Annotated in this window: 22 protein-coding genes and 1 tRNA gene; 17 read left to right on the top strand and 6 right to left on the bottom strand. The window is 69.6% G+C overall.

The window, feature by feature from the left end; genetic code table 11:
* Positions 1-10 precede the first annotated feature (10 nt).
* From BXA03_RS17675 to BXA03_RS17650, 6 genes are all read left to right on the top strand, one after another.
* Entirely contained in the window at positions 11-931 is a 921-nt protein-coding gene (locus BXA03_RS17675; RefSeq protein ID WP_076510221.1) for a 5'-methylthioadenosine/S-adenosylhomocysteine nucleosidase, read from the top strand.
* A complete protein-coding gene (locus BXA03_RS17670) occupies positions 919-2,493 on the top strand; it encodes an ABC transporter ATP-binding protein (protein WP_076510219.1) in 1,575 nt (524 codons plus the stop codon). The genes BXA03_RS17675 and BXA03_RS17670 overlap by 13 nt, the downstream gene beginning before the upstream one ends.
* A gap of 2 nt (positions 2,494-2,495) precedes the next feature.
* Positions 2,496-3,560: an ABC transporter permease gene (locus BXA03_RS17665; RefSeq protein ID WP_076510443.1), complete on the top strand. Its 1,065-nt coding sequence runs from the start codon at positions 2,496-2,498 to the stop codon at positions 3,558-3,560.
* Positions 3,557-4,480, top strand: a complete 924-nt coding sequence (locus BXA03_RS17660) for an ABC transporter permease (RefSeq protein WP_076510218.1) — start codon at positions 3,557-3,559, stop codon at positions 4,478-4,480. The genes BXA03_RS17665 and BXA03_RS17660 overlap by 4 nt, the downstream gene beginning before the upstream one ends.
* A gap of 58 nt (positions 4,481-4,538) precedes the next feature.
* The gene (locus BXA03_RS17655) at positions 4,539-5,822 is read left to right on the top strand and encodes an amidohydrolase family protein (protein WP_076510216.1); all 1,284 of its coding nucleotides are present in this window, start codon (positions 4,539-4,541) and stop codon (positions 5,820-5,822) included.
* A gap of 251 nt (positions 5,823-6,073) precedes the next feature.
* Positions 6,074-7,594 carry an acetaldehyde dehydrogenase ExaC gene (locus BXA03_RS17650; protein ID WP_076510214.1) on the top strand — a complete coding sequence of 507 codons (1,521 nt, stop codon included), beginning with the start codon at positions 6,074-6,076 and terminating at the stop codon, positions 7,592-7,594.
* Positions 7,595-7,648: 54 nt separating this feature from the next.
* Here BXA03_RS17650 and BXA03_RS26590 read toward each other — a convergent pair whose 3' ends face one another.
* Positions 7,649-7,843, bottom strand: a complete 195-nt coding sequence (locus tag BXA03_RS26590; RefSeq protein WP_143476354.1) for a hypothetical protein — start codon at positions 7,841-7,843, stop codon at positions 7,649-7,651.
* Positions 7,844-7,921: 78 nt separating this feature from the next.
* On the opposite strand from BXA03_RS26590, the gene BXA03_RS17645 reads away from it, so the two are divergent.
* From BXA03_RS17645 to BXA03_RS17625, 5 genes are all read left to right on the top strand, one after another.
* Positions 7,922-8,422, top strand: a complete 501-nt coding sequence (locus BXA03_RS17645; protein WP_076510441.1) for a pilin — start codon at positions 7,922-7,924, stop codon at positions 8,420-8,422.
* Positions 8,423-8,781: 359 nt separating this feature from the next.
* Entirely contained in the window at positions 8,782-11,346 is a 2,565-nt protein-coding gene (gene nirB, locus BXA03_RS17640) for a nitrite reductase large subunit NirB (protein ID WP_076510212.1), read from the top strand.
* An 11-nt stretch (positions 11,347-11,357) separates the two neighbouring features.
* Positions 11,358-11,699, top strand: coding sequence for a nitrite reductase small subunit NirD (nirD, locus tag BXA03_RS17635; RefSeq protein WP_076510210.1), 342 nt, complete (start codon positions 11,358-11,360; stop codon positions 11,697-11,699).
* Positions 11,700-11,738: 39 nt separating this feature from the next.
* Positions 11,739-12,551 (top strand): formate/nitrite transporter family protein, encoded by an 813-nt coding sequence (locus tag BXA03_RS17630; RefSeq protein ID WP_076510208.1) that lies wholly within the window; start codon positions 11,739-11,741, stop codon positions 12,549-12,551.
* A 41-nt stretch (positions 12,552-12,592) separates the two neighbouring features.
* A complete protein-coding gene (locus BXA03_RS17625; protein WP_200803398.1) occupies positions 12,593-14,338 on the top strand; it encodes a bifunctional protein-serine/threonine kinase/phosphatase in 1,746 nt (581 codons plus the stop codon).
* A gap of 30 nt (positions 14,339-14,368) precedes the next feature.
* Here the strand turns inward: BXA03_RS17625 and BXA03_RS17620 are convergent, their stop codons facing one another.
* Positions 14,369-15,091, bottom strand: coding sequence for a GntR family transcriptional regulator (locus BXA03_RS17620; RefSeq protein ID WP_143476353.1), 723 nt, complete (start codon positions 15,089-15,091; stop codon positions 14,369-14,371).
* Positions 15,092-15,183: 92 nt separating this feature from the next.
* On the opposite strand from BXA03_RS17620, the gene BXA03_RS17615 reads away from it, so the two are divergent.
* From BXA03_RS17615 to BXA03_RS17590, 6 genes are all read left to right on the top strand, one after another.
* Positions 15,184-16,146 (top strand): tripartite tricarboxylate transporter substrate binding protein, encoded by a 963-nt coding sequence (locus BXA03_RS17615; protein WP_159444730.1) that lies wholly within the window; start codon positions 15,184-15,186, stop codon positions 16,144-16,146.
* Entirely contained in the window at positions 16,143-17,315 is a 1,173-nt protein-coding gene (locus BXA03_RS17610; RefSeq protein WP_076510204.1) for an acyl-CoA dehydrogenase family protein, read from the top strand. Before BXA03_RS17615 ends, BXA03_RS17610 begins: the two co-directional genes overlap by 4 nt.
* Before the next feature lie 68 nt (positions 17,316-17,383).
* Positions 17,384-18,565, top strand: coding sequence for an acyl-CoA dehydrogenase family protein (locus BXA03_RS17605; protein WP_076510202.1), 1,182 nt, complete (start codon positions 17,384-17,386; stop codon positions 18,563-18,565).
* Positions 18,562-19,689, top strand: coding sequence for an acyl-CoA dehydrogenase family protein (locus tag BXA03_RS17600; RefSeq protein ID WP_076510200.1), 1,128 nt, complete (start codon positions 18,562-18,564; stop codon positions 19,687-19,689). Before BXA03_RS17605 ends, BXA03_RS17600 begins: the two co-directional genes overlap by 4 nt.
* A gap of 13 nt (positions 19,690-19,702) precedes the next feature.
* Complete coding sequence (locus BXA03_RS17595) at positions 19,703-20,491, top strand: enoyl-CoA hydratase/isomerase family protein (RefSeq protein ID WP_076510198.1); 789 nt, start codon at positions 19,703-19,705, stop codon at positions 20,489-20,491.
* Positions 20,488-21,657 (top strand): CaiB/BaiF CoA transferase family protein, encoded by a 1,170-nt coding sequence (locus BXA03_RS17590; protein ID WP_234983727.1) that lies wholly within the window; start codon positions 20,488-20,490, stop codon positions 21,655-21,657. The genes BXA03_RS17595 and BXA03_RS17590 overlap by 4 nt, the downstream gene beginning before the upstream one ends.
* A gap of 81 nt (positions 21,658-21,738) precedes the next feature.
* Here BXA03_RS17590 and BXA03_RS17585 read toward each other — a convergent pair.
* The 4 genes from BXA03_RS17585 to pal form a co-directional block, all read right to left on the bottom strand.
* Positions 21,739-21,814 (bottom strand) — tRNA-Lys (locus BXA03_RS17585).
* Positions 21,815-21,852: 38 nt separating this feature from the next.
* Positions 21,853-22,683: a tRNA threonylcarbamoyladenosine dehydratase gene (locus tag BXA03_RS17580; RefSeq protein WP_076510194.1), complete on the bottom strand. Its 831-nt coding sequence runs from the start codon at positions 22,681-22,683 to the stop codon at positions 21,853-21,855.
* 8 nt (positions 22,684-22,691) lie between these two features.
* Entirely contained in the window at positions 22,692-23,456 is a 765-nt protein-coding gene (gene ybgF, locus BXA03_RS17575; protein ID WP_076510192.1) for a tol-pal system protein YbgF, read from the bottom strand.
* The gene (gene pal, locus BXA03_RS17570) at positions 23,456-23,974 is read right to left on the bottom strand and encodes a peptidoglycan-associated lipoprotein Pal (RefSeq protein ID WP_076510190.1); all 519 of its coding nucleotides are present in this window, start codon (positions 23,972-23,974) and stop codon (positions 23,456-23,458) included. The genes ybgF and pal overlap by 1 nt, the downstream gene beginning before the upstream one ends.
* Between the last annotated feature and the right edge of the window lie 23 nt (positions 23,975-23,997).

Genomic DNA, 23,997 nt, shown 5'->3' with positions numbered 1-23,997 from the left:
CATCGCGCGCATGAATCGCCTCCGCCGACTCCTGCTGGCCCTGGCGGCCAGCGCCGCCCTGGCCGGCTGTGCCGGCATGACCGTCGCGCCGCAGGCGGACAGCACGCCGCGGATCGCCGTCATGTCGGCCTTCGAGCCCGAGCTCGTGCTGCTGCGCCAGAAGCTGCAGGACGCGCGCACCACGCGCATCAACGGCGTGGAGTTCCACACCGGCACGCTGCAGGGCCGGCCCGTGGTGCTGTTCCTGTCGGGCATCAGCATGACCAACGCCACCATGAACACCCAGCTGGCGCTGGACCGCTTCAAGGTCAGCCATGTGGTGTTCAGCGGCATCGCCGGGGGCGTCAATCCCAACCTCTCCATCGGCGACGTCACGGTGCCGGCCCAGTGGGGCCAGTACCTGGAGGTGCTGATGGCGAAAGAGGTGGCGCCCGGCCGCTACGAGAAGCCGCCCTTCATCCAGGACGCCACGCTGCCCAACTTCGGCATGATGTTCCCGCGGCCGGTGGAATTCCGCTCCGCGGCGCAGCCACGGGTCACGCGGCGCTTCTGGTTCGAGGTGGACCCGGGCATGCTGGCCGCCGCGCGCACCCTGAAGGTGGACCTGGCGGCCTGCGCCGCCGGCACGTGCCTCCGGCATCCGCCGCGGCTGGTGGTGGGCGGCAACGGCGTGTCGGGCCAGGCCTTCATGGACAACAAGGCTTTCCGCGAATACACCTACGCCACCTTCCAGGCCAACGTGCTGGACATGGAGACGGCGGCGGTGGGCATGGTGGCCCATGCCAATGGCGTGCCCTACCTCGCCTTCCGCTCGCTCAGCGACCTGGCCGGCGGTGGCGACGGTGCCAACGAGATGGGCACCTTCATGCGCCTGGCGGCCGACAACTCGGCCCAGGTGCTCATGGCCTTCCTGGCGCAATGGAAGCCCTGAGCCCGGCGGGCGGCGGCGCGCCGGTGCTGCGGCTCTCGGGCATCACCAAGCGCTTCGGCCCGCTGGTGGCCAACGACGCCATCTCGCTCACGCTGCACGCCGGCGAAGTGCTGGCCCTGCTGGGCGAGAACGGCGCCGGCAAGTCCACGCTGATGTCCATCCTGTTCGGCCATTACGTGGCCGACGAAGGCCGCATCGAGGCCTTCGGCCAGGCGCTGCCGCCCGGCCATCCGCAGGCGGCGCTGGCGGCGGGCATCGGCATGGTGCACCAGCACTTCACGCTGGCCGACAACCTCAGCGTGCTCGACAACATCGTGATGGGCAGCGAGCCGCTGTGGCAGCCCTTCACCCGCCGCGCGGCGGCGCGCGAGCGACTGGAGGCGGTGGCCCGTCGCTTCGGCCTGCCGGTTGCGCCCGATGCGCGCGTGGCCACGCTATCGGTCGGCGAGCGGCAGCGGGTGGAGATCCTCAAGGCGCTGTACCGCGGCGCCCGCATCCTGATCCTGGACGAGCCCACTGCGGTGCTCACGCCGCAGGAGAGCGAGGCGCTGTTCGACACGCTGGGCCAGATGGTGGCGCAAGGCCTGTCGATCATCTTCATCAGCCACAAGCTGGGCGAGGTGCTGCGGGTGTCGCACCGCGTGGCCGTTCTGCGCCAGGGTCGGCTCGTGGCCGAGGGCCGGGCGGGCGACACCACGCAGGCCCAACTCGCGCAATGGATGGTGGGGCATGCGGTGGAGGCCCCGGTGCGGCAGCAGGCATCCGCTGCCGGCGCCGAGATGTGCGTGCTCGACGGCGTGAGCACCGAAGGCGCCGCGGGCGCGTTGCACGGGGTGCCGCTCACGCTGCGCGCGGGGCAGATCACGGCCATTGCCGGCGTATCGGGCAACGGCCAGGTCGCGCTGGCCGAGCTGCTCTGCGGCACGCGCAAGGCGCGGTCCGGTCGGGTCCACCTGCTCGGTGCGCCGCTCGTGGTACAGCCGACCCGGCTGGTTGCGCAAGGTGTGGCGCGCATCCCCGAAGACCGCCACGCCGTCGGCGTGGTCGGCGACCTGCCGGTGTGGGAGAACGCGGTGGCCGAGCGCCTGCGCACGCCGGCCTTCTCACGCCGGCTGCTGCCAGGCCTGCGCTGGGTGCGCCGCGCCGCGGCCCGCGCCCATGCGGCGCGCATCCAGCAGGCCTTCGATGTGCGCGGCGGCGGGCTGGATGTACCGGCCCGCTCGCTGTCGGGCGGCAACATGCAGAAGCTCATCCTCGGCCGGGCGCTGACGGCGCCCGATGCCTCGTCGAACGAAGTCCCGCGCCTGATCGTCGCGCACCAGCCGACCTGGGGCCTGGACATCGGCGCCGTGGCCTATGTGCAGCGGCAGCTGATCGCGGCGCGCGACGCCGGCGCGGCGGTGCTGCTGATCTCGGACGACCTCGACGAGGTGCTGGCGCTGGGCGACCAGGTCGCCGTGATGCACGGCGGCCACCTCACGCCCGCGCGGCCGGCCGAGGCCTGGACACGCGAGGCCATCGGCCTGGCGATGGCCGGCGAAACGGAAAGGACGCCCGCATGACGATGCGGCTCGAACGACGCACCCAGCCCTCGCGCACGGCCCTGGTGCTGGCACCGGTGGGCGCGGTCGCCTTCACGCTGCTGGTCAGTGCCCTGCTGGTGCTGTGGGCCGGCGCGCCCGTGGGCCGCACCTACGGCCTGCTGCTCTCGGGCGGCTTCGGCTCGGTGTTCGCGCTGAGCGAGACGCTGACGCGGGCCATCCCGCTGATCCTCACCGGCCTGTCGGCGGCGGTGGCCTTCCGCGCGCGGCTGTTCAACATCGGCGCCGAAGGCCAGCTCTATGCCGGCGCACTGGCGGCTGTCGCCATCGGCGGCGTGCACGACGGCACGGGCCTGGAATGGCCGGTGGCGGTGCTGCTGCCGCTGATGTTCCTGGCCGCCGCGCTGGCAGGCGCGCTGCTGCTGCTCGGCCCGGCGCTCATGAAAAGCCGCCTGGGCGTGGACGAGGTCGTGACCACGCTGCTGCTCAACTTCATCGTGCTGCTGGCCGTCGGCGCCCTGCTCGACGGCCCGATGAAGGACCCGAACGCCATGGGCTGGCCGCAGAGCGTGGCGCTGCAGTCGGACCTGGAACTGTCCAAGCTGATCCCGCAGACGCGGGTGCACAGCGGCCTGCTCGGCGCGCTGGTGCTGGCGGTGGGCGTGTGGCTGCTTTTCAAGCACACCGTGCTGGGCTTCGACATCCGCGCGCTGGGCGCCAACCCACGTGCCGCCACCTTCGCCGGCGTGCCGGTCACGCGCACGGTGGTGCTCACCGCCCTGCTCTCGGGCGCACTGGCCGGGCTCGCCGGCGCCGTGGAAGTGGCCGGCCGCACCAGCTACCTCACGCTCGACATGTCGCCCGGCTATGGCTACAGCGGCATCGTGATCGCCATGCTTGCGGGCCTGCATCCGCTGGGCGTGGTGGCCGCGGCGGTGTTCGTGGCCGGCGTGCTGGTCGGCGCCGATTCGATGAGCCGCGCCGTGGGCGTGCCGACCTACATCGCCGATGTGATCGTGGCCGCCTCGCTGCTCTCGGTGCTGGTGGCGGCGCTGTTCACGCAGTTCCGGTTGAGGTGGTCGCGATGAGCGACGTGTTCGACATCGTGGCGCAGGCCTCCTTCTGGGTGGCGCTGCTGCGCATCGCCACGCCGCTCATCCTGGGCACGCTGGGCGTGCTGCTGTGCGAGCGGGCCGGCGTGCTCAACCTGGGCATCGAAGGGATCATGGTGGCCGGCGCCTTCGGCGGCTGGCTGGCGGTGTACGCCGGCGCGCCGCTGTGGCTGGGCGTGGTGGTGGCAGCCCTGGTTGGCGCCGCCTTCGGGCTGCTGCATGCCTGGCTCACCGTGGGCCTGGCGCTGTCGCAGCACGTGTGCGGGCTGGGCATCACGCTGCTGGCGACCTCGCTGTCCTACTACGGCTACCGGGTGAGCTTTCCCAAGGTGAGCACGCCGCCCACCGTGACGCCCTTCGCGCCCATGGACTGGATGCCGATTCCGGTGCTGGACGCGCAGACCCCGATGACGCTGCTGGCGCTGCTGCTCGTGCCGCTGGTCGGCTGGCTGCTCTACCGCACGCCGGCCGGCCTCGCACTGCGCATGGTGGGCGAGAACCCGCAGGCCGCCGAAAGCCAGGGCGTGTCGGTGGCTGCGACCCGCACGCTGGCCATCGTGGGCGGCTCGGCGCTGATGGGCGTGGCGGGCAGCTTTCTCACGCTGTCGGCCTTCAACGCCTTCTTCTTCAACATGGTCAACGGCCGCGGCTGGATCTGCGTGGCGCTGGTGGTCTTCGCCTCGTGGCGCCCGGGCAAGGCGCTGCTGGGCGCCCTGCTCTTCGCCTTCTTCGATGCGCTGCAACTGCGGCTGCAGCAGGCCGGCGACGCGGCCCTGCCCTATCAGGTCTACCTGATGCTGCCCTATGTGCTGTCGATCCTGGCGCTGGTGCTGGTGGCGCGCAAGGCCAGCTATCCGCAGGCCCTGATGAAGCCCTATCGCAAGGGCGAGCGCTGACAAGGCGTTCAGCGGACGTCGCCCCGTATGCTCCCGCCACGACTTCGACCATCCCGCCATGCTCGACCTGCTCATCACCCACGCCACCCTGCCCGACGGCCGCACCGGCCAGTCCATCGCCGTCCAGGACGGCCGCGTCGTCGAAGTGTCGACCGGCCTCGACGCGCCGGCGCACGAGACGCTCGATGCCGACGGCCTGCTGGTGGCGCCCCCGTTCTGCGACCCGCACTTCCACATGGACGCCACGCTCAGCTACGGCCTGCCGCGCGTCAACCAGAGCGGCACGCTGCTCGAAGGCATCGCGCTGTGGGGCGAGCTCAAGCCGCTGCTGACGGCCGAGGCGCTGATCGAACGCGCCCTGGCCTACTGCGACTGGGCCGTGGCCCGGGGCCTGCTGGCCATCCGCAGCCATGTGGACACCAGCGACCCCAGCCTGCTGGCCGTCGATGCGCTGCTGGAGGTCAAGCGCCGCGTCGCGCCCTACATCGACCTGCAACTGGTGGCCTTTCCGCAGGACGGCGTGCTGCGCACGGCCGGCGGCGTCGACAGCCTGCGTCGCGCGCTGCGCAAGGGCGTGGACATCGTGGGCGGCATTCCGCATTTCGAGCGCACCATGGCCGATGGCGCCGAGAGCGTGCGCCTGCTGTGCGAGATCGCCGCCGAGGAAGGCAAGCTGGTCGACATGCACTGCGACGAATCGGACGATCCGCTGTCGCGCCACATCGAGACGCTCGCCTTCCACGCCCAGCGCCTGGGACTGCAGGGCCGCGTCACCGGCTCGCACTGCACCTCCATGCACAGCATGGACAACTACTACGTCAGCAAGCTGCTGCCGCTCATCGCCGAGGCAGGCGTGAGCGTCATCGCCAACCCGCTGATCAACATCACGCTGCAGGGCCGCCACGACAGTTACCCCAAACGCCGCGGGATGACCCGCGTGCCCGAGCTGATGGCCGCCGGCGTGAACGTCGCCTTCGGCCACGACTGCGTGATGGACCCGTGGTACGGCATGGGCTCGGGCGACATGCTGGAGGTGGCCCACATGGGCCTGCATGTGGCCCAGATGACCAGCCAGACCGGCATCCAGCAGTGCTTCGAGGCCGTGACCACGAATGCGGCGCGGCTCATGCACCTGCCCGGCTACGGCATCGCGCCGGGCTGCGACGCGAGCTTCGTGCTGCTGCAGGCGCGCGACCCGGTGGAGGCGATCCGCCTGCGTGCCGCACGGCTTGCGGTCTATCGCAAGGGCAGGCTGCTGGCGACATCCCCGGCGGCGACGTCTCGGCTCTTCGTCGAAGGACGCCCCGACAGCACATCCTTCATGCCGCCGCGCGGCAGATAGCCGAGCGGAGGGCCGCGCGGCTTCTGCGCTTGCCGCGGCCCGGCTGTCTGTGCCGCAACGGCACAGCTGTGCCGCTGCGGCACAGTCCGTGAACACCCGAGAGACCAAGCGTCTTGCCGGGCTACGCCGGCAAGTGACTGTCACCAAACAACTTTCTTGCGTTGCGGCCCAGCCCCTCGCGCTGGCACATGGCTTGCCCCACTCCGCCTACCGCCCACCCCGGCGCGGCAACCCAACCGGAGACAAGCACCATGGACATGGCAGACATCGCCCACCTCGGCGTGGCCAACCCCTTCAAGAAGCAGTACGGCAACTACATCGGCGGCCGCTGGGTCGCGCCGGTGGACGGGCAGTACTTCGAGAACGTCTCGCCCATCGACGGCCAGGTGTTCTGCACCATCCCGCGCTCCAACGAGAAGGACATCGAGGCCGCGCTGGACGCTGCCCACGCCGCCAAGAAGGCCTGGGGTCGCACCTCGGCCACCGACCGCGCCAACGTGCTGCTCAAGATCGCCGACCGCATGGAGGCCAGCCTGCTGACGCTGGCAGTCGCCGAGACCATCGACAACGGCAAGCCGCTGCGCGAGACCCTGGCGGCCGACGTGCCGCTGGCCGTGGACCACTTCCGCTATTTCGCCAGTTGCGTGCGCGCCCAGGAAGGCAGCATCGCCGAAGTGGACCACGACACCATGGCTTACCACTTCCACGAGCCGCTGGGCGTGGTCGGCCAGATCATCCCCTGGAACTTCCCGCTGCTGATGGCCGCCTGGAAGCTGGCTCCGGCATTGGCCGCCGGCAACTGCATCGTGCTCAAGCCCGCCGAGCAGACGCCCGCCTCGATTCTGGTGCTGATGGAACTCGTCGGCGACCTGCTGCCGCCGGGCGTGCTGAACGTGGTCAACGGATTCGGCACCGAGGCCGGCAAGGCGCTGGCCACCAGCAAGCGCATTGCCAAGATCGCCTTCACCGGCTCGACGCCGGTGGGCAAGCTGATCATGCAGTACGCCAGCCAGAACCTGATCCCGGTCACGCTGGAGCTGGGCGGCAAGAGCCCCAACATCTTCTTCGAGGACGTGATGTCGGCCGACGACGGCTACTTCGACAAGGCGCTCGAAGGCTTCGCCATGTTCGCCCTCAACCAGGGCGAGGTCTGCACCTGCCCCAGCCGGGCGCTGATCCAGGCCTCGATCTACGACGCCTTCATGGAGCGGGCCCTCAAGCGGGTCAAGGCCATCAAGCAGGGCAATCCGCTGGACAAGAGCACCATGATCGGCGCCCAGGCCTCGCAGGAGCAACTGGACAAGATCCTCTCGTACATCGAGATCGGCCTGCAGGAAGGCGCGCAATGCCTGACCGGCGGCGTGCGCAAGGCCTTCGAGGGCGGCCTGGCCGGCGGCTACTACGTCGAGCCGACGGTCTTCAAGGGCCACAACAAGATGCGCATCTTCCAGGAAGAGATCTTCGGCCCCGTGCTGTCGGTCACCACCTTCGAGACGGAGGAAGAGGCGCTGGAGATCGCCAACGACACGCTCTTCGGCCTGGGTGCCGGTGTATGGACGCGCGACGGCGCCCGGGCCTTCCGCATGGGCCGCGGGATCGAGGCCGGGCGGGTCTGGACGAACTGCTACCACGCCTACCCCGCGCATGCCGCCTTCGGCGGCTACAAGCAGTCGGGCATCGGCCGCGAGACCCACAAGATGATGCTCGACCACTACCAGCAGACCAAGAACCTGCTGGTCAGCTACAGCCAGCAGCCGCTCGGCTTCTTCTGAGCAGGCGGACGGGCGCTGACGCCTTGCGCTCTGCGGCATCGCCGCGCGGCAGGGTCACACCGCGGCGCTGCCTGCGGGGTGACCTGCCCCGGTCGCCGCCGGGGCGCCTCGTACATCAGGCGCCCTGGGCACCACCGGGCCAGCGCAGAATTCAAAAACAATGGTCAATAAAAAATTGCATGGCAACAAATTAAATTGACCAACTAGTTGGCAATCTAAAAATTTCGTGCCGATAAATTCCTGATGCATGAATTGCTCCACTGATATCCTGATTGCTCCGACCCATGAGGGATGGGTCGGAATAAATCAATTCAGGGAGTGTTCATCATGCATATCCATGCATCGCGCCGCTTTGGCCGCTCGCGGGGGTTCACCCTCATCGAGCTCATGATCGTCATCGCCATTCTCGGAATCGTCGCCTCGGTGGCCATTCCGCAATACACCGACTATTCATCACGTGCGCGCGCCTCGGCGGCGCTCATGGAATTGACGCCGTTGAAATCCTCGGTGCTCGGTTGCGCTTCCGAAGCCGGGAGTTTCAAAGGCTGCAATGCCGGCGCCTACGGAATTCCATCGACCTTCACCCCCACCAAGAACGTGACCGGCGATTTCAGCATCACGGACGGCGTGATCAAGGCCACCACGGGGGCGTCAACCCGGGATGGCAAGGCGATGACGATCACGCTCACGCCCAGCCAGACCGACGGCGCCGCAAACATGGTCTGGACGACCAGCGGCACCATCTGCGACGACGTTCGCGGCCTGCGGGCCGGCCAGGGCGGCTGCGCCGACAAGACGACCACGCCCACCCCGGCGCCGAGCACCTGAGCGGACCGGCCCCTGGGACCTGGCCGGCGCCGGCCTCACCTTGGCGCACGCCAGGATGGTGCCGGACGTCCCAGACCGGGGCGTCGGACCCGTGGAATCGCCTCAAAGGCCCCGCTCGCGGGGCCTTTTCCTTTGGCACGTCGCTTGCTTATGATCCCGCGGAGCCCCGGTAAAGCTGCCGTTGCGGCTCCAGCGCCCCGCCAATGCCGGCGGAACCCCGCGCAAGCGACGCCACTGTCGGCGCCTGCCCCTCGCGGTTGTTCCCACACGATCTGCATCCTCGCTCTGGCGGCGGCGTCCCCGGTCCTGAATGGCCGGCACAGGCTCCTCCCGCCCGCAGGGTGCGCGCAGGACCCCTCATGAAAATCATCGTTGTTGGCCACGGCATGGTCGGCCACAAGTTCCTCGAAGAACTCGCCGCGTCCTCCCTCTCCCAGGCAGACGTCACCGTGCTGTGCGAAGAGCCGCGGCCGGCCTATGACCGCGTGCACCTGTCCGAGTACTTCAGCGGCAAGACGGCCGAGCAGCTCACGCTGGTCGAGGCCGGCTTCTTCGAGCGCAGCGGCTTCTCGCTGCGCCTGGGCACCCGCGCGGCGGCGATCGAGCGGCGCAACAACACCGTCACCACCGCCGATGGCGAGGTGCTGACGTACGACAAGCTCGTGCTGGCCACCGGCTCCGTGCCCTTCGTGCCACCGGTACCAGGCCGCGAACGGCCGCACTGCCATGTCTACCGCACCATCGAGGACCTGGAAGGCATGAAAGCCTCCGGTGCCAAGTCGAAGAGCGGCGTGGTGGTCGGCGGCGGCCTGCTGGGCCTGGAATGCGCCAAGGCGCTGCGCGACCTGGGCCTGGAAACGCATGTCGTCGAGTTCGCGCCTCGCCTGATGGCAGTGCAGGTGGACGAAGGCGGCGGCCGTGTACTGCGCAGCAAGATCGAGGCGCTGGGCGTGCAGGTGCACACCGGCCGCAACACGGTGGAGATCACCGACGGCGCCACCGCCCGGCACCGCATGGTCTTCTCCGACGGCACATGGCTGGAATGCGACATGATCGTGTTCTCTGCCGGCATCCGGCCCCAGGACGCCCTCGCCCGCCAGAGCGCCCTGGCCGTCGGGCCCCGCGGCGGCGTCGCCGTGGACGCCCATTGCCGCAGCGCCGACCGAAACATCTATGCCATCGGCGAGTGCGCCTCGTGGAACGAGCAGCTCTATGGCCTCGTCGCGCCCGGCTACGAGATGGCCCGCGTGGCCGCCCGCCACCTGGCCGGCGACGCCGAAGCCAGCTTTGCCGGCGCCGACATGAGCACCAAGCTCAAGCTGATGGGCGTGGACGTGGCCAGCATCGGCGACGCCCACGGCCGCACGCCCGGCAGCCGCAGCTTCCAGTACGTGGACGAGATCAAGCAGGTCTACAAAAAGATCGTGGTCAGCGCCGACGGTACGAAGCTGCTGGGCGCGGTGCTGGTGGGCAATGCCGACGAATACGGCACGCTCCTTCAGATGGCGCTCAACGGCATCGCCCTGCCGGCGTCGCCGGAGTTCCTGATCCTGCCGTCCAGCGACGGCCAGGCCAAGCCCGGCCTGGGCGTGGACGCGCTGCCGGACACGGCGCAGATCTGCTCGTGCAACAACGTGAGCAAGGGCCAGATCTGCGCCGCGGTGGGCGACGGCGCCTGCACCATCGGCCAGCTCAAGGCCTGCACCAAGGCCGGCGCCACCTGCGGCGGCTGCGTGCCCCTGGTCACGCAGGTGATGAAGGCCGAGATGAGCCGCCGCGGCCTGGCCGTCAACAACCACCTGTGCGAGCACTTTCCGCATTCGCGGCAGGAGCTGTACCACCTGGTGCGCGTGGGCGGCATCAAGACCTTCGACGAACTGCTGGCCAAGCATGGCCAGGGCCTGGGCTGCGACATCTGCAAGCCCACCGCGGCAAGCGTCCTGGCCTCGTGCTGGAACGACTTCGTGCTCAAGCCCGAGCTGGCCAAGCTGCAGGACAGCAACGACTATTTCCTCGGCAACATCCAGAAGGACGGCACCTACTCCGTCGTGCCCCGCATGCCCGGCGGCGAGGTCACGCCCGACGGCCTGATCGCCGTCGGCCAGGTGGCCAAGAAGTACGGCCTCTACACCAAGGTGACGGGCGGCGCGCGGGTCGACATGTTCGGCGCCCGGCTGGAGCAGCTGCCGCTGATCTGGGAAGAACTGATCGCCGCCGGCTTCGAGAGCGGCCATGCGTACGGCAAGTCGCTGCGCACCGTGAAGAGCTGTGTGGGCAGCACCTGGTGCCGCTACGGCGTGCAGGACTCGGTCGGCCTGGCCGTCGAGCTGGAGAACCGCTACAAGGGCCTGCGCGCGCCGCACAAGATCAAGTTCGGCGTCTCGGGCTGCACCCGCGAATGCGCCGAGGCCCAGGGCAAGGATGTGGGCGTGATCGCCACCGAGAAGGGCTGGAACCTCTACGTCTGCGGCAACGGCGGCATGAAGCCGCGCCATGCCGAGCTGATCGCCAGCGACCTGACCAAGCCACAGCTCATCGCGCTGATCGACCGATTCCTGATGTTCTACGTGCGCACGGCCGACCGCCTGCAGCGCACGAGCACGTGGCGCGACAACCTGGAGGGCGGCCTCGACTACCTGAAGAAGGTGCTGATCGAGGACAGCCTGGGCCTGGCCGACGAGCTGCAGACGCAGATGCAGGCCGTGGTCGACACCTACCAGTGCGAGTGGAAGACAGCCGTGACGGACCCCGCCGTGCGCAACCGCTTCCGCAGCTTCGTCAACAGCGAGTTGCCCGATGAGCGCATCGTGTTCGTGAAGGAGCGTGGGCAGATCCGCCCAGCCCGTGCCGAGGAACGCGCCCCCGACGCCGCACCGCCGGCGCGCGAAGCCGACGAGCCCGCCATCGAAGCCACGCCCGCCTGAGGAGCCCCGCCATGACCACGACCCTCGCCCCTGAATGGATGGCCGTCTGCGCCGTCTCGGACATCCTGCCCGACACCGGCGTCTGCGCCCGCATCGACGGCCGGCATGTCGCCATCTTTCGCATCGGCGACGACCGCTTCCATGCCATCGACAACATCGACCCGCAGTCGGGCGCCAGCGTGCTCTCGCGCGGGCTCACCGGCAGCCTGGGCGGGCGCACCGTTGTCGCCTCGCCGCTCTACAAGAACCACTTCGACCTGGCCACCGGCGAATGCCTGGAGGCGCCCCAGCACTCGGTGCGCGCTTATGCCGTGCGCGTGGACGGCGGCCGCGTGATGGTCGCCCTCGCCTGACCCCCTCTTCCCCCTTTTCAAGCACTTCCAAGGAATTCCATGGCCTACCTTGCCCCCGCTGAATTCGTCACCAAGATGGTGGACGCCGGCGAATCCAAGCTGCTGATGTCCACCCGCGACACGCTGATCCGCTCGTACATGGCCGGCGCCATCCTGGCGCTGGCGGCGGCCTTCGCCGTCACCATCACCGTCAACACCGGCAACGCGCTGGTCGGCGCGATGCTGTTCCCGGTCGGCTTCATCATGCTGTACCTGATGGGCTTCGACCTGCTGACCGGCGTGTTCACGCTCGCACCGCTGGCCGTCTTCGACAAGCGCCCCGGCGCCACCTGGGGCGGCGTCATGCGCAACTGGGGGCTGGTGTTCGTCGGCAACTTCGCGGGCGCGCTGACGGTGGCCGTGTTCATGGCCATCATCTTCACCTTCGGCTGGTCCGAGGCGCCCAACGCCATCGGCCAGCGCATCGGCCACATCGGCGAGGGCCGAACGGTGGGCTACGCCGCCCACGGCGCCGCCGGCATGCTGACGCTGTTCATCCGCGGCGTGATGTGCAACTGGATGGTCTCCACCGGCGTGGTGGCGGCCATGATGTCCACCTCGGTGTCGGGCAAGGCCATCGGCATGTGGATGCCGATCACCGTGTTCTTCTACATGGGCTTCGAACACAGCGTGGTCAACATGTTCCTGTTCCCCTCGGGCCTGCTGCTGGGCGGCCACTTCACGCTGATGGACTACCTGATCTGGAACGAGATCCCCACCGTGCTCGGCAACCTGGTGGGCGGCCTGACCTTCGTCGGCGCGACGCTCTACTCCACCCACTACAAGACGGCGCCCAAGCGCGTGCGCGCCTGAGGCCTGAGCCCGGTGGCACGCTGGAAGGACGTTCGGCCGTCGTGACGGGCCCATCCGAGGCGCTGCCGCGCATCACCCTGGGCCAGCACTCGCTGGCCGCGCCGGGCGGGCCCAACCAGGACTTCCACGGCGCGATGCTGCCCACCGGCCACCTGCTGGCCAGCAAGGGCATCGCGCTGGCCATCGCCGACGGCATCAGCAGCAGCCCGGTAAGCCAGGAGGCCGCGCAGACCGCCGTTGGCGCCTTCCTCGCCGACTACTACGCGACGAGCGAGAGCTGGTCGGTGCGCCGCGCGGGGCAGCGCGTGATCGCCGCCACCAACGCCTGGCTGCATGCGCAGACGATGCGCGGCGATGCCCGCTTCGACAAAGACCGCGGCCATGTCTGCACCTTCACGGCGCTGGTGCTCAAGGGCTGCGAGCTGCACCTGCTGCATGTGGGCGACGCGCGGCTGTGCCGGCTGCATGCGGCCACGCTGGAACCGCTCTCCGAGGACCACCGCGTGCAGGTGTCCTCCGCCGAGTCCTACCTGGCGCGCGCGCTCGGCGCCGGCGCCCAGGTCGAGATCGACTACCGCCACTGGGAGGCCGAGCCCGGCGAGGTCTACCTGCTGGCCACCGACGGCGCCCATGCCCACCTCGCGGCGGCGGACATGCATGAGGCGCTACGCCTGCATGCCGACGACTTCGATGCCGCGGCCGCCGCCCTCACCCGGCGCGCCCGCGAGCGCGGCAGCGACGACGACGCGACCGTCCTGCTGCTGCGCATCGACGCCCTGCCCGCGCCCGGCCAGCCGCTGCCCCAGCTCAGCCGTGAAGGCCTGGCGTTGCCGCCGTTGCTTTCGGTCGGCATGGCCTTCGAAGGCTTCACGCTGGTGCGCGAACTCAAGGTCAGCCCGCGCAGCCATATCTGGCTGGCCACCGACGACGAAAGCGGTGTGCCCGTGGCGCTCAAGATGCCGGGGCCGGACCTGCGCGAGGACGCCGCGGCGCTCGACCGCTTCGTGCTGGAGGAATGGGTGGCCCGGCGCATCGACCATCCGCATGTGCTCAAGGCCTGGCCGGGCCAGCGCGCGCGGCGCCATCTCTTCGTGGCCATGGCCTACGTGGAAGGCCAGACGCTGGCCCAGTGGATGGTCGACCATCCGCGCCCTTCGCTCGACGAGGTGCGCGCCCTGCTCGACCAGATCGGCCGCGGCCTGCAGGCCCTGCACGGCCGCGAGATGCTGCACCAGGACCTGCGGCCGGAGAACGTGATGATCGACCGCGCCGGCACCGCGCGGCTGATCGACCTGGCCTCGGCCCATGTGGCCGGCCTGGCGGAGGGCCGCGGGCCGCTGGCGGCCGATGCGCCGGGCACGCTGCAGTACATGGCGCCGGAGTACCTGCTCGGCCAGGGCGGCAGCGCCCGGTCGGACCTGTTTGCACTCGCTGCCCTGGGCTACCAGACGCTCACGGGCCAGTTGCCCTATGGCCTGACCGCCACGCGCGTTCGCCAGCCGCAGGACCTGCGACGCCTGCGCTATGTGCCGCTGCGCCATCACCGGCCCGATCTGCCGGCCTGGCTGGACACCGTGCTACAGAAGGCCCTGAGCCCGCAGCCGGCCCGGCGCCACGAAGCCGTGTCCGAATTGCTGCATGAGCTGCGCTCGCCCTCCCCCGAAGTGCGGCATGCGCGAGCCGTGCCGCTGGCGCAGCGCGATCCGGTGCGTTTCTGGCAGGCGGTGGCCGCAGCGCTTATGGCCGTGGTGGTGCTGCTGTTCGGTCGGCTCGTCCTGCACGCCTGAGACATACCGCTGCCCTGGCCCCTGCGGTGCTCAGCGCTTGACTACTGCGCGGTAGCTGAAGGCGTCTCCGCGGAAATGCATCTCGGACCAGCACAGCGCCCGGTCCTCCATGTCGTGCGGTGTGAAGCGGATGCGCAACAGGGGGTCGCCCGCCGCGCAGGCCAGTTGCCGTGCGCGCGCGGCACCGGCGAGCACCGCGCCGGCCTCGATGTGCGTGTTGCGCAGGCGAACGCCCAGACGGTCCTCAAGCACGACCATCACGTCGTTGGTCTCGAGGTCCTCGCGCACCAGGGCCTCGATGAGCGAAGGCGTGCCGCTCGTGGTGCCGACCGCCAGCGGGCGGCCGTCGACCATCCGTACCAGCGTGACGGTGCGCAGGGCGGTGCCTGCCTCGACACCCAGGGCCTGGGCCTGGATGGCGGTCGCCGGCGTGTCGCGCACCGAGACCAGCCGGCCCCGCGCCGCCTTGCCCTGCGCGCGCATGTGCTCGTAGAAGCCGGTGAGCGGCCCCAGGTCGGGCCCATCCGACGGGCGCGTGACGAAGCTGCCCCGGCCATTGACCTTGCGGATCAGCCCACTCGACTCCAGCGAGGCCAGCGCCTGTCGCACGGTGATGCGGCTCACGCCGAACTCCGCCTCCAGCGCCGCCTCGGAAGGCAGCTTGCTGCCAGCCGCCAGTTCGTTGCGTAGGATGCGGTCGCGAAGGCTCGCCTCGATGCGGGCGAACAGCGGAAGAGCGGCGGGGTCGTTCATGCGACCTATCATAACAGGTATAGGGTATGCACCCATTACCTGTTATGACAGCTCGGCGGCATCATGCGGACCACTTCGAGGAGACACCTGCCGTGAATGCCCCTGCCCTTCCCCGCCGCGGCCTGCTGGCCGGCCTGCTTCTTGCCGCCGCGCTGCCTGCGCTGGCGCAGAGCTACCCCACCAAGCCCATCCGGGTGATCGTTCCCTATGCGCCTGGCGGCGTGGTCGACGTGCAGGCCCGTGCCGTGACCGCACGCATGGCGGTCGAACTGGGTCAGCCCATCGTGGTCGAGGCCAAGCCGGGCGCCAACGGCAACATCGGTGCCGAGTTCGTGGCGCGCGCGCCCGCCGACGGCTACACGCTGCTGGTGTCGGCGCCCTTCCTCATCAACAACCCGCTGCTCGAAGACCACCTGCGCTGGGCGCCCAAGGACTTCGTGCCGGTCGCCCGCTTCACGCTCTCGCCGAGCTATTTCGTGGTGCCCGCGTCGTCGCCCGCGCGCTCGGTCCGCGACTTCGTGGAGATGGCCCGCAAGTCACCGACCACCCTGCAGTTTGGCGACGGCGGCGTCGGCAGCACCCAGAACATGGCCAACGAGATGTTCAAGATCGCGGCCAACATCCGGCTGGAGGCGGTCACCTACAAAGGTGCGCCGCCGATGGTGCCCGACCTGATCAACGGCGCGTTCGCCATGGCCATCCTGCCGTCCACCGTGGCCTATCCGCACGTCAAGTCGGGCGCCATCCGTGCGCTGGCCAATATCAGCAGTAACCGCTCCGCGCAGCTGCCCGACGTGCCCACCATCGCCGAAGCCGGATATCCCGAAGTGACCGCACTGTCCTGGTACGCGTTCCATGCGCCGGCCGGAACGCCGCCGGCCGTGATGCAGCGCATCGAGCAGGCAGTGCGGGCCGCCCTGGCCACCGACGAGGTCAAGGAGCGGCTGGTCAACGCCGGCGGCGAGGCGGCCTTCCAGGGGCAGGAGGAGTTCCAGGCCTTCCTGAAGTCGGACGCGCAGCGCTGGGAGCGCATGGTCAAGGCGATCCGCAGATGAGCGGGGCCGGACGCGAGGCTGCATCCTTCGACGCGCTCGTCGAGCGCCTGCGCCAGTTCATCGACGACGAGGTGATCCCGGGGGAGGACCTCGGCACGGCCCATGATGCGCAGGCCGTCGAGCGCACGGCCGCGCAGTTGCGCGCACGTGCCCAGGCGCTCGGCTTCGGCGCGCCGCGCACGGCGGTCGCCGAAGGCGGACTCGGCCTGAGCTGGGAGCAGTGCTGCGTCTGGCTCGAAGAGGCAGGCCGCAGCTTCCTCGGACCGCTGGCACTGCAGTGCGCGCCGCCGGGTCAGCCCGATCTGGCGGCACTGGAACAGTTGCTCACGCCCGCGCAGCAGGCCCGATGGCTCGCCCCACTGCGTGCCGGCCGGCTGCGTTCATGCTTCGCCATGACCGAGCCGGCTCCCGGTGTCGGCTCGGACCCGCGCATGCTGCGCAGCACCGCGGTGCGCGATGGCGAGGGCTGGCGGCTGGACGGCCACAAGTGGTTCATCACCGGCGCTGAAGCGGCCGACGTGGCCATCGTGGTCGCGCGCACCGAGGCGGGGCCGTCGTGGTTCATGGTCGACACGACGACGCCAGGCTTCGAACGCGTGCGCGCCATCCGCACCATCGAGCCCTTTGCGCTGGGCGGCCATGGCGAGATCCGGCTGGAGGGTTGCCGCGTCGGGCCCGACGCCCTCGTCGGCGAGGAAGGCCAGGGCCTGGCCTATGCCCAGCTGCGGCTGGAAGGCGCGCGCCTCTTCCATTGCATGCGCTTCATCGGCCTGGCCTCCCGGGCCATGGCGATGGCGCAGGACCATGCCGCCACGCGCGAGTCGCAAGGCGTGCCGCTGGCCGAGCACCAGATGGTGCAGGCCCACGTGGCGGATGCGCACATCGACCTCTACGCCGCGCGGCTGATGACGCGGGAAGTGGCGCGCGACCTGGATGCCGGCCGGTCCATCCGCCACAGCTCGTCGATGGCCAAGGTCTTCGTGTCGGAGGCGGTGTGCCGCGTGGCCGATTCGGCCGTGCAGATCACCGGCGCGCTGGGCGTGTCGGAAGACCTCCCGCTGTCGATGATCCTGCGCATGGTGCGGCCGTTCCGCATCTACGACGGCGCGTCGGAAGTGCACCGCGCCGCCATCGCGCGCCGCGCGTTCACGCGGCGGCTGCGACCCTGAAATGCGCATCGCATGCACCGCCGGCCACTTGGCTGCCATTCCACATTCCCTGCTCTTCTACGCTGCGCATGATTGACGACGACTCCTCATTTGGCGACACGATCCGCGCCTTCGTGCAAGAGCACCTGCCACCCGACATCCGCGCCGCCGTGCGCGCCGGCCATCCTATTGCGCGGGAGCGCAGCATCGCCTGGAACGAGATCCTGGCGGGCGCCGGCTACCTGGTACCGCATTGGCCAGAGGAATGGGGAGGCCGCGGCTGGTCCGTGGCGCAGCAGCTGGCCTTCGACGAGGTGCTGTGCACCGAGGACGCGCCAGAACTCAACGCCGTGACCTTCGACATGATCGGGCCGGTGCTGGTGCGCTACGGCTCGCCCGCGCAGCGCACACGCTTCCTGCCGGCCATCGCATCGGGCCGGCAGTGGTGGTGCCAGGGCTACTCCGAACCCAACGCCGGCTCGGATCTGGCCTCGCTGGCCACTCGCGCCGTCCGCGATGGGGACGACTACCTCGTCACGGGCTCCAAGATCTGGACCAGCTACGCCCAGTACGCCGACTGGATGTTCTGCCTGGTGCGCACAAGCCATGAAAGCCGGCCGCAGGAAGGCATCAGCTTCCTGCTGCTGGACATGCGCTCTCCCGGCGTGACCGTGCGACCGATCGTCGGCATCCATGGCTGGGTGGTCTTCAACGAGGTGTTCCTCGATGGTGTGCGCGTGCCGGTCTCGCAACGCGTCGGCGAGGAGAACCAAGGATGGACCATCGCCAAGGCGCTGCTGGAATTCGAGCGACTGAAGCTGGCGCGCATCGGCGAGAACAAGCGGCGGCGTGCCCGCCTCCTGGCCATCGCCGAGCCACGCGGACTCACGCAGGCGCCCTGGTTCCGCGAGCGCTTCGCCACGCTGGAAGCTCGTCTGCTGACCCTCGAAGCCCATGCCGCGCGCTTTCTGGCACGCGCGCAGGCCGGGGAGCGCATCGGCGCGGAAGTCTCCATGCTCAAGCTGCGCGGCAGTCAGCTGATCCAGCTGTGGGAAGAACTGACGGTCGAGGCGCTGGGGCCCGAGGCCTGGGCGCTGGACGAGCGGGCATTCGGCGGTGCACCGCTGGAGGCGGAGGATTCACAGGCCCTGCACCAGGCCATCGGCGGCACGGCGTCGTCCCGCCGGTTTTTGTCGCGCGGCTACACCATCGCGGGTGGCTCCAGCGAGATCCAGCACAACATCCTTGGCAAGCAGGTGCTCGGGCTATGACATCCAACGCTTCAGACGAAGCCCTGCGCGAGACGCGGGACATGCTGGCCGAGAGCGCCCGGCGATTCGCGGAACGTGGCTACGGCGCGGACGTGCGCGCGGCGTCGCTGGCGCACCCCGAAGGCTGCGTGCCCGGCGTGTGGGCCCAGTTGGCCGAGCTGGGCTGGCTGGCGCTTGCCGTGCCCGAAGACCTGGGCGGCTTCGGTGGACGCGCCGCCGACCTGTGCGCCGTGGCCGAACCCCTGGGGATGGCGGGCTTGAACGAGCCCTTCGCTGAAGCCGGCGTGCGCGCTCCTGCGCTGCTGGCCGCGCTGCCGGACACGAACGACGCTGGCGCACGCCTGCTTGCCGCGGCAATGGCGGGCGAGATCCGGCTGGCGTGCATTGCCGCGAGTGCGGCTCGCGACTGGAACGCCTGCCAAGAGGGGCAAATCACGGGCCGCAGTGACGTCGTGCCGGGCGGTGCCGGCGCGGATGCCTGGCTGTGGGCCCGCGCCGAAGCGGGTGAGGTCACGCTGTTTGCCCTGGCGCGCGACCTGCCCGGACTGCAGGCCCAGGCCTGCACCCTCATCGACGGCCAGCGCGCCGTGCGGCTCTCTGCACAGTCGGTGACGGTGCCGGCGCCGCTCTGGCGGGGCAGCGCCGACGCGTGGCGCGCCGCGGTGGCGCGGGCCGATGCGCTGGCCCTGCTGACCCATTCGGCCATGGGTGTCGGGACCATGCGGCGTGCGAGGACGCTGACGCAGGACTACCTGAGCACGCGCCGACAGTTCGGCCAGACCGTGGTACGCAACCAGGTGGTCCAGCATCGTCTGGTCGACCTGCTGGTCGAGATCGAAGAGGCCGATGCACTGGTGCAGGCCACGGCTGAGCGCGTTGATGCCGGCATCGACGATCCGCGCTGGCTTGCGGCAACTGGCGCCACGCTGGCGGCCGCCGCCCGTCATGTGTGGCAGGAGACGGTGCAACTGCATGGCGCCATCGGCATCACGCAGGAATGCGAGGCGGCGCCGCTGGTCCGGCGCCTGGCCCTGGCCAGCGTCCAGCATGGCACCGAGGCCCACCACCTGGCCCGGCTGGCCGACGCCAGCCTGGGTCCTTTGCCTCTGCACGCCTCACATTGAAGAAAGCACCTCCATGTCCGAACCTTCCGCCGTTCTCACGCAACGCCATGGGGCGGTGCTGCAGCTCACGCTCAACGCGCCCGCCAACCGCAATTCACTGTCCGCGCCGGGTGTCCTCGAAGGCCTGCTGGCCGGCCTTGCGGACCTGGAGCAAGACGAGACGCTGCGCTGCGCGGTGATCACTGGCGCCGGCGGTGCCTTCTGTTCGGGCGGCGATCTGCGGCAACTGGCGCATGCCCCGGAGCACGAAACCCGCGCCCGCATGACGGCCAATGCCGCGCTCTATCGCGGCATTGCGACGGCGAGCAAGCTGGTGGTCGCGGCCGTCGACGGTCCTGCCTTCGGCGCGGGACTGGGGCTGGCGGCCTGCTGCGACCTCGTGGTCGCCGGCCAGAGTGCACGCTTCTGCTGCGCCTTCGTGCGTGTGGGGGCCATGCCCGATGCCGCCCTCTTCTGGTCGTTGCCCGGGCGGGTGGGCCGCACGCGCGCGCGCCAGATGATGCTGCTGGCCGACGAAGTCGATGCGTCCGAGGCGCTGGCCATGGGCCTGGCCGACCGCATGGCCGCCGGGGGGTCGGCCCTGCCTGACGCCCTGGCACTGGCCGAGCGGCTTGCCCGCGGACCGGCGCAGGCCCAGGCGCGCATCAAGCTCGGCCTGCGCGAGGCGCCCATGGGCCTGGAAGAAGCCCTCGCCTTCCAGGTGGCCCACGCGCCCACGCTGTTCGCCAGCGACGACTTCCGTGAAGGTGCCGCAGCCTTCTTCGAGAAGCGGGCGCCCGTGTTCGGCCGGCCACGCCCATGAGTGCAATGACCTCGGACGCCGACACGCTGCCCCTGACCGGCCTGCGGGTGCTGGAGTTCGGCCAGTTCATCGCGGCACCGGCGGCTGGCCAGACGCTGGCCGATCTGGGCGCCGACGTCGTGAAGGTGGAACCGCCCGGCGGCGATGCGGCGCGGCAGGTGGGCTGGTCCCGCGATGAGTTCGGGCCCATGTTCAGCGCCTACAACCGCGGCAAGCGCTCGGTGGTGCTGGACCTGCGGACCGAGGCTGGGCGCGCGCAGGCTCTGCAACTGGCGCTGCAGGCAGACGTACTCATCCACAACATGCGGCCCGGCGCCATGGACAAGGCAGGCCTGGGGGCCGGCGTGCTGCGCAGCCTGTCGTCGCGACTGGTCTATGGCCAGGTCAGTGGCTTTGGACAGGAAGGTGAAGATGGCCGACGGCCGGGCTTCGACATCGCGGCCCAGGCGGAGAGCGGGATGATGAGCCTCAACGGTGCCGCCGATGGCGAGCCCACGCGACTGGGATTCACGGCGGTGGACGTGATGGCAAGCCATGCGCTGTGCAGCGGGGTGCTGGCGGCGCTGGTGAGGCGCGGCAGCACCGGCGCGGGCGCCCAGATCGACGTGTCGCTGATCGACGTCGCCGTCGAGGCGCTCGCCAACGCGTGGGCCGAGTACAGGCTGACGGGCCACATGCCGCTGCGCTGCGGCAACGGCCAGCCCCATGCGGCGCCCGCGGCGGATCTGGTGGAGACGGCGGACGGGCTCGTGGTCGTCTCGGCCTACACGCAGGCGCATTTCGCGAGACTGTGCGAAGCGCTCGGCCAGCCGCAGCTGGCCAGCGATCCGCGCTTTGCGACCAATGCCGCCCGCGTGGCCAACCGCGCCGCGCTTCGCGCCGCCTTGGCCGAAGGCATCGGCCACCTGGACTCCGCGGCGGTTGGGCGTCTGCTGACCGAGGCAGGCGTGGTGGTCGGCGCGGTGCGGACCATGGCCGAGGTGCGCGCGGGCCACGGCGGCGTGGCATCGGACCTGTTCGTCCCGGTCGACCGGCCGAACGGCCCGCCGATGGCCCTGCCCGGTCTTCCCTTTCGCATGGACGGGCAGGCCCGGCGAGGGGGCGCTTTGCCCGGCGTGGGGGAACACACCGACGCGGTGCTGAGCCACTGGGGCGCATCAAACTGAGACGCGATCGGGCAACAAAAAAGCCCGCGGGTGGCGGGCTTTGAAGCGTTGCGAGCCGAGGGCTCGCCAACGGGGAATGGGTGGTAGGACGTGCAGGATTCGAACCTGCGACCAACGGATTAAAAGTCCGCTGCTCTACCAACTGAGCTAACGTCCCGCTTCACGTTCGCACTGGTGTGCGATGTGCAGCAAAGCCTATGAGTATAGCGTGGATTTCTGTGAAATCTGGTCGATCAGCCAGCCTGCGGCGCACAGGCCGAAGGTCGCTGTCACGCTGACCATCGAGCCATAGCCGTGGCAGTTGAGGGAGCCATCGCCGTCGATGGCGCAGGAGGCGTCAGGCGGGGCGACCGGCTCACGGCTGAAGACGCACTGCACGCCCATGGCCTTGCCGTCACGCCGCGCACCATGATGCTTGCGCAGGCGCTGCCGCAGTTGGGCCATCAACGGATCGTGCGTGGCGTGTGCCAGATCGTCGACCTCCACACGGTGTGCGTGCCGCTTGCCGCCTGCCGCACCGACGGTGACGAAGCGCATGCGCTTGCCTTCTGACAACGCCCAGGCCGCCATGGCCGTCTTGGCGGACATCTGGTCGCAGGCGTCGAGCACCGCAGTCACGGGGCCCAGCGACTGCTCTGCCTGCCCGATGAGTGAAGGCCAGTTGTCGGCCGTGGCGAACTCATCGAGTGCGAGCACCTGGCACCGCGAATTGATGTGGCGAATCCGATCCTGCATGGCCAGTACCTTGGCCTGCCCGACCGTGTCGTCGAGCGCATGGATCTGCCGGTTGATGTTGGATTCGGCCACGTGATCGAGATCAACGAGGGTCAGTGCACCAACGCCGCTGCGCGCCAGCGCCTCGGCGGCCCAGGAACCGACGCCGCCGATTCCGACGACCACGACATGCGCCCGTCGCACTGCGGCTGCACCCTGCACGCCATAGAGCCGCTCCATGCCGCCAAAACGGCGGTCCAGGTCCAGCTCTGACGGCAGTGTGTCGCCCGACACCGACGGCAGCGCCTGCATGCCTACGCTCAACGCAGTCGCGAGAGCCGTTCGCGCGCAGCCGAGGCCGCTTCGGACTGCGGATAGGCCTTCACCAGATCCTCCAGCGTGCGACGGGCCGCGCGCGTGTCCTTCAACTCGATCTGGCAGTTGGCAATGGAGAGCACGGCCTCCGGTGCCTTGGCATGGTCCGGCGCCAGCGACAGCATGGAGCGGAAGTTGGCGACGGCCTCGGCGTAGTTGCGTGTGGCGTACTGCGCGTTGCCCAGCCAGAACAGTGCCGACGGGTTGTAGCCGCTGCGCGGGTAGCGCTTGACGAAGTCGGCGAACGCCGCCTGCGCCTGGGGAAACTGGCCGGATCGGAACACGCCCAGTGCCGCCTCGAAGTCGGCCTTCTCGCGCGGGTCGGCAGTGAAGTCCTTGCCATCGACCGACACCTGCTGAGGCTCGTTCTGCTTCAGGCGGTCGTCGATCGTGGTCTGCCGCTGCTGCAGCTCGGTGAGCGTGCGCGTGAGCTGCTCGTTCTGGCCGGTCATGCGTGCCATGTCCCCGCGCAGGTTGTCGATCTGCTGCTGCAGGTCGACCAGGCTGCGCCTCAGCTGCCCGTTCTCGTCAGCCAGGCGTTGCGTCGTGTTCTCCGACTGCTGGCGGACCGTCTCGACGCGCTGGCGCAGATCGAGGATGGCGCGGCGCGCCTCGTCATCCTCGAACAACGCCGCGTGCGACGCCGCAGACAAGCACAGAAAAGCGGCCGCAAGGGCCGCCGGACGCACGAGGTGCTGCAGTCGCTGCATTAGCGGTACACGATCTCGGCGCGACGATTCTGGGCGCGGGCATCTTCGCCCGAACCTTGGACGGCCGGCTTTTCCTTGCCGAAGCTCACCGCTTCGATCTGGCTGTCGTTCACGCCAAGCAGCGTGAGTGCACGGCGCACGGCTTCGGAACGCTTCTGACCGAGGGCCAGGTTGTATTCGCTGCCGCCACGGTCATCCGTATGGCCTTCGATGGAAATGCGACGCGAAGGATTGGCCTTCAGGAAACGCGCGTGGCCGTCGATCAACTGCTGGAACTCGGGCTTGATCGTGTAGCTGTCGAAGTCGAAGTAGATGATGCGGGCAACGCCCACGGGGCCCTGGCGCGTCTGCGCGTTAGGGTCGATGGTGACCGGTGCCACGCCGCTGGCAGCGCCGGAGCCGGTGCTGCCACCCATGCCGCCAGCGGTGCTGACGGGCGCCTCATTGAGCTTGGTGCCCGACGAACAACCTGCCACAAGGGCAACGAAGGCAAGGGCAAAAATCGATTTCTTCAACATACGAACACTCCTCAGTGCGGACA

The organism is Pseudacidovorax sp. RU35E (assembly GCF_900156165.1).
In the GTDB taxonomy this organism is placed as follows: domain Bacteria; phylum Pseudomonadota; class Gammaproteobacteria; order Burkholderiales; family Burkholderiaceae_C; genus Xenophilus.
The sequence above is the reverse complement of the archived record's forward strand: the minus strand, read 5'-3'. Positions and strand labels throughout refer to the sequence as shown.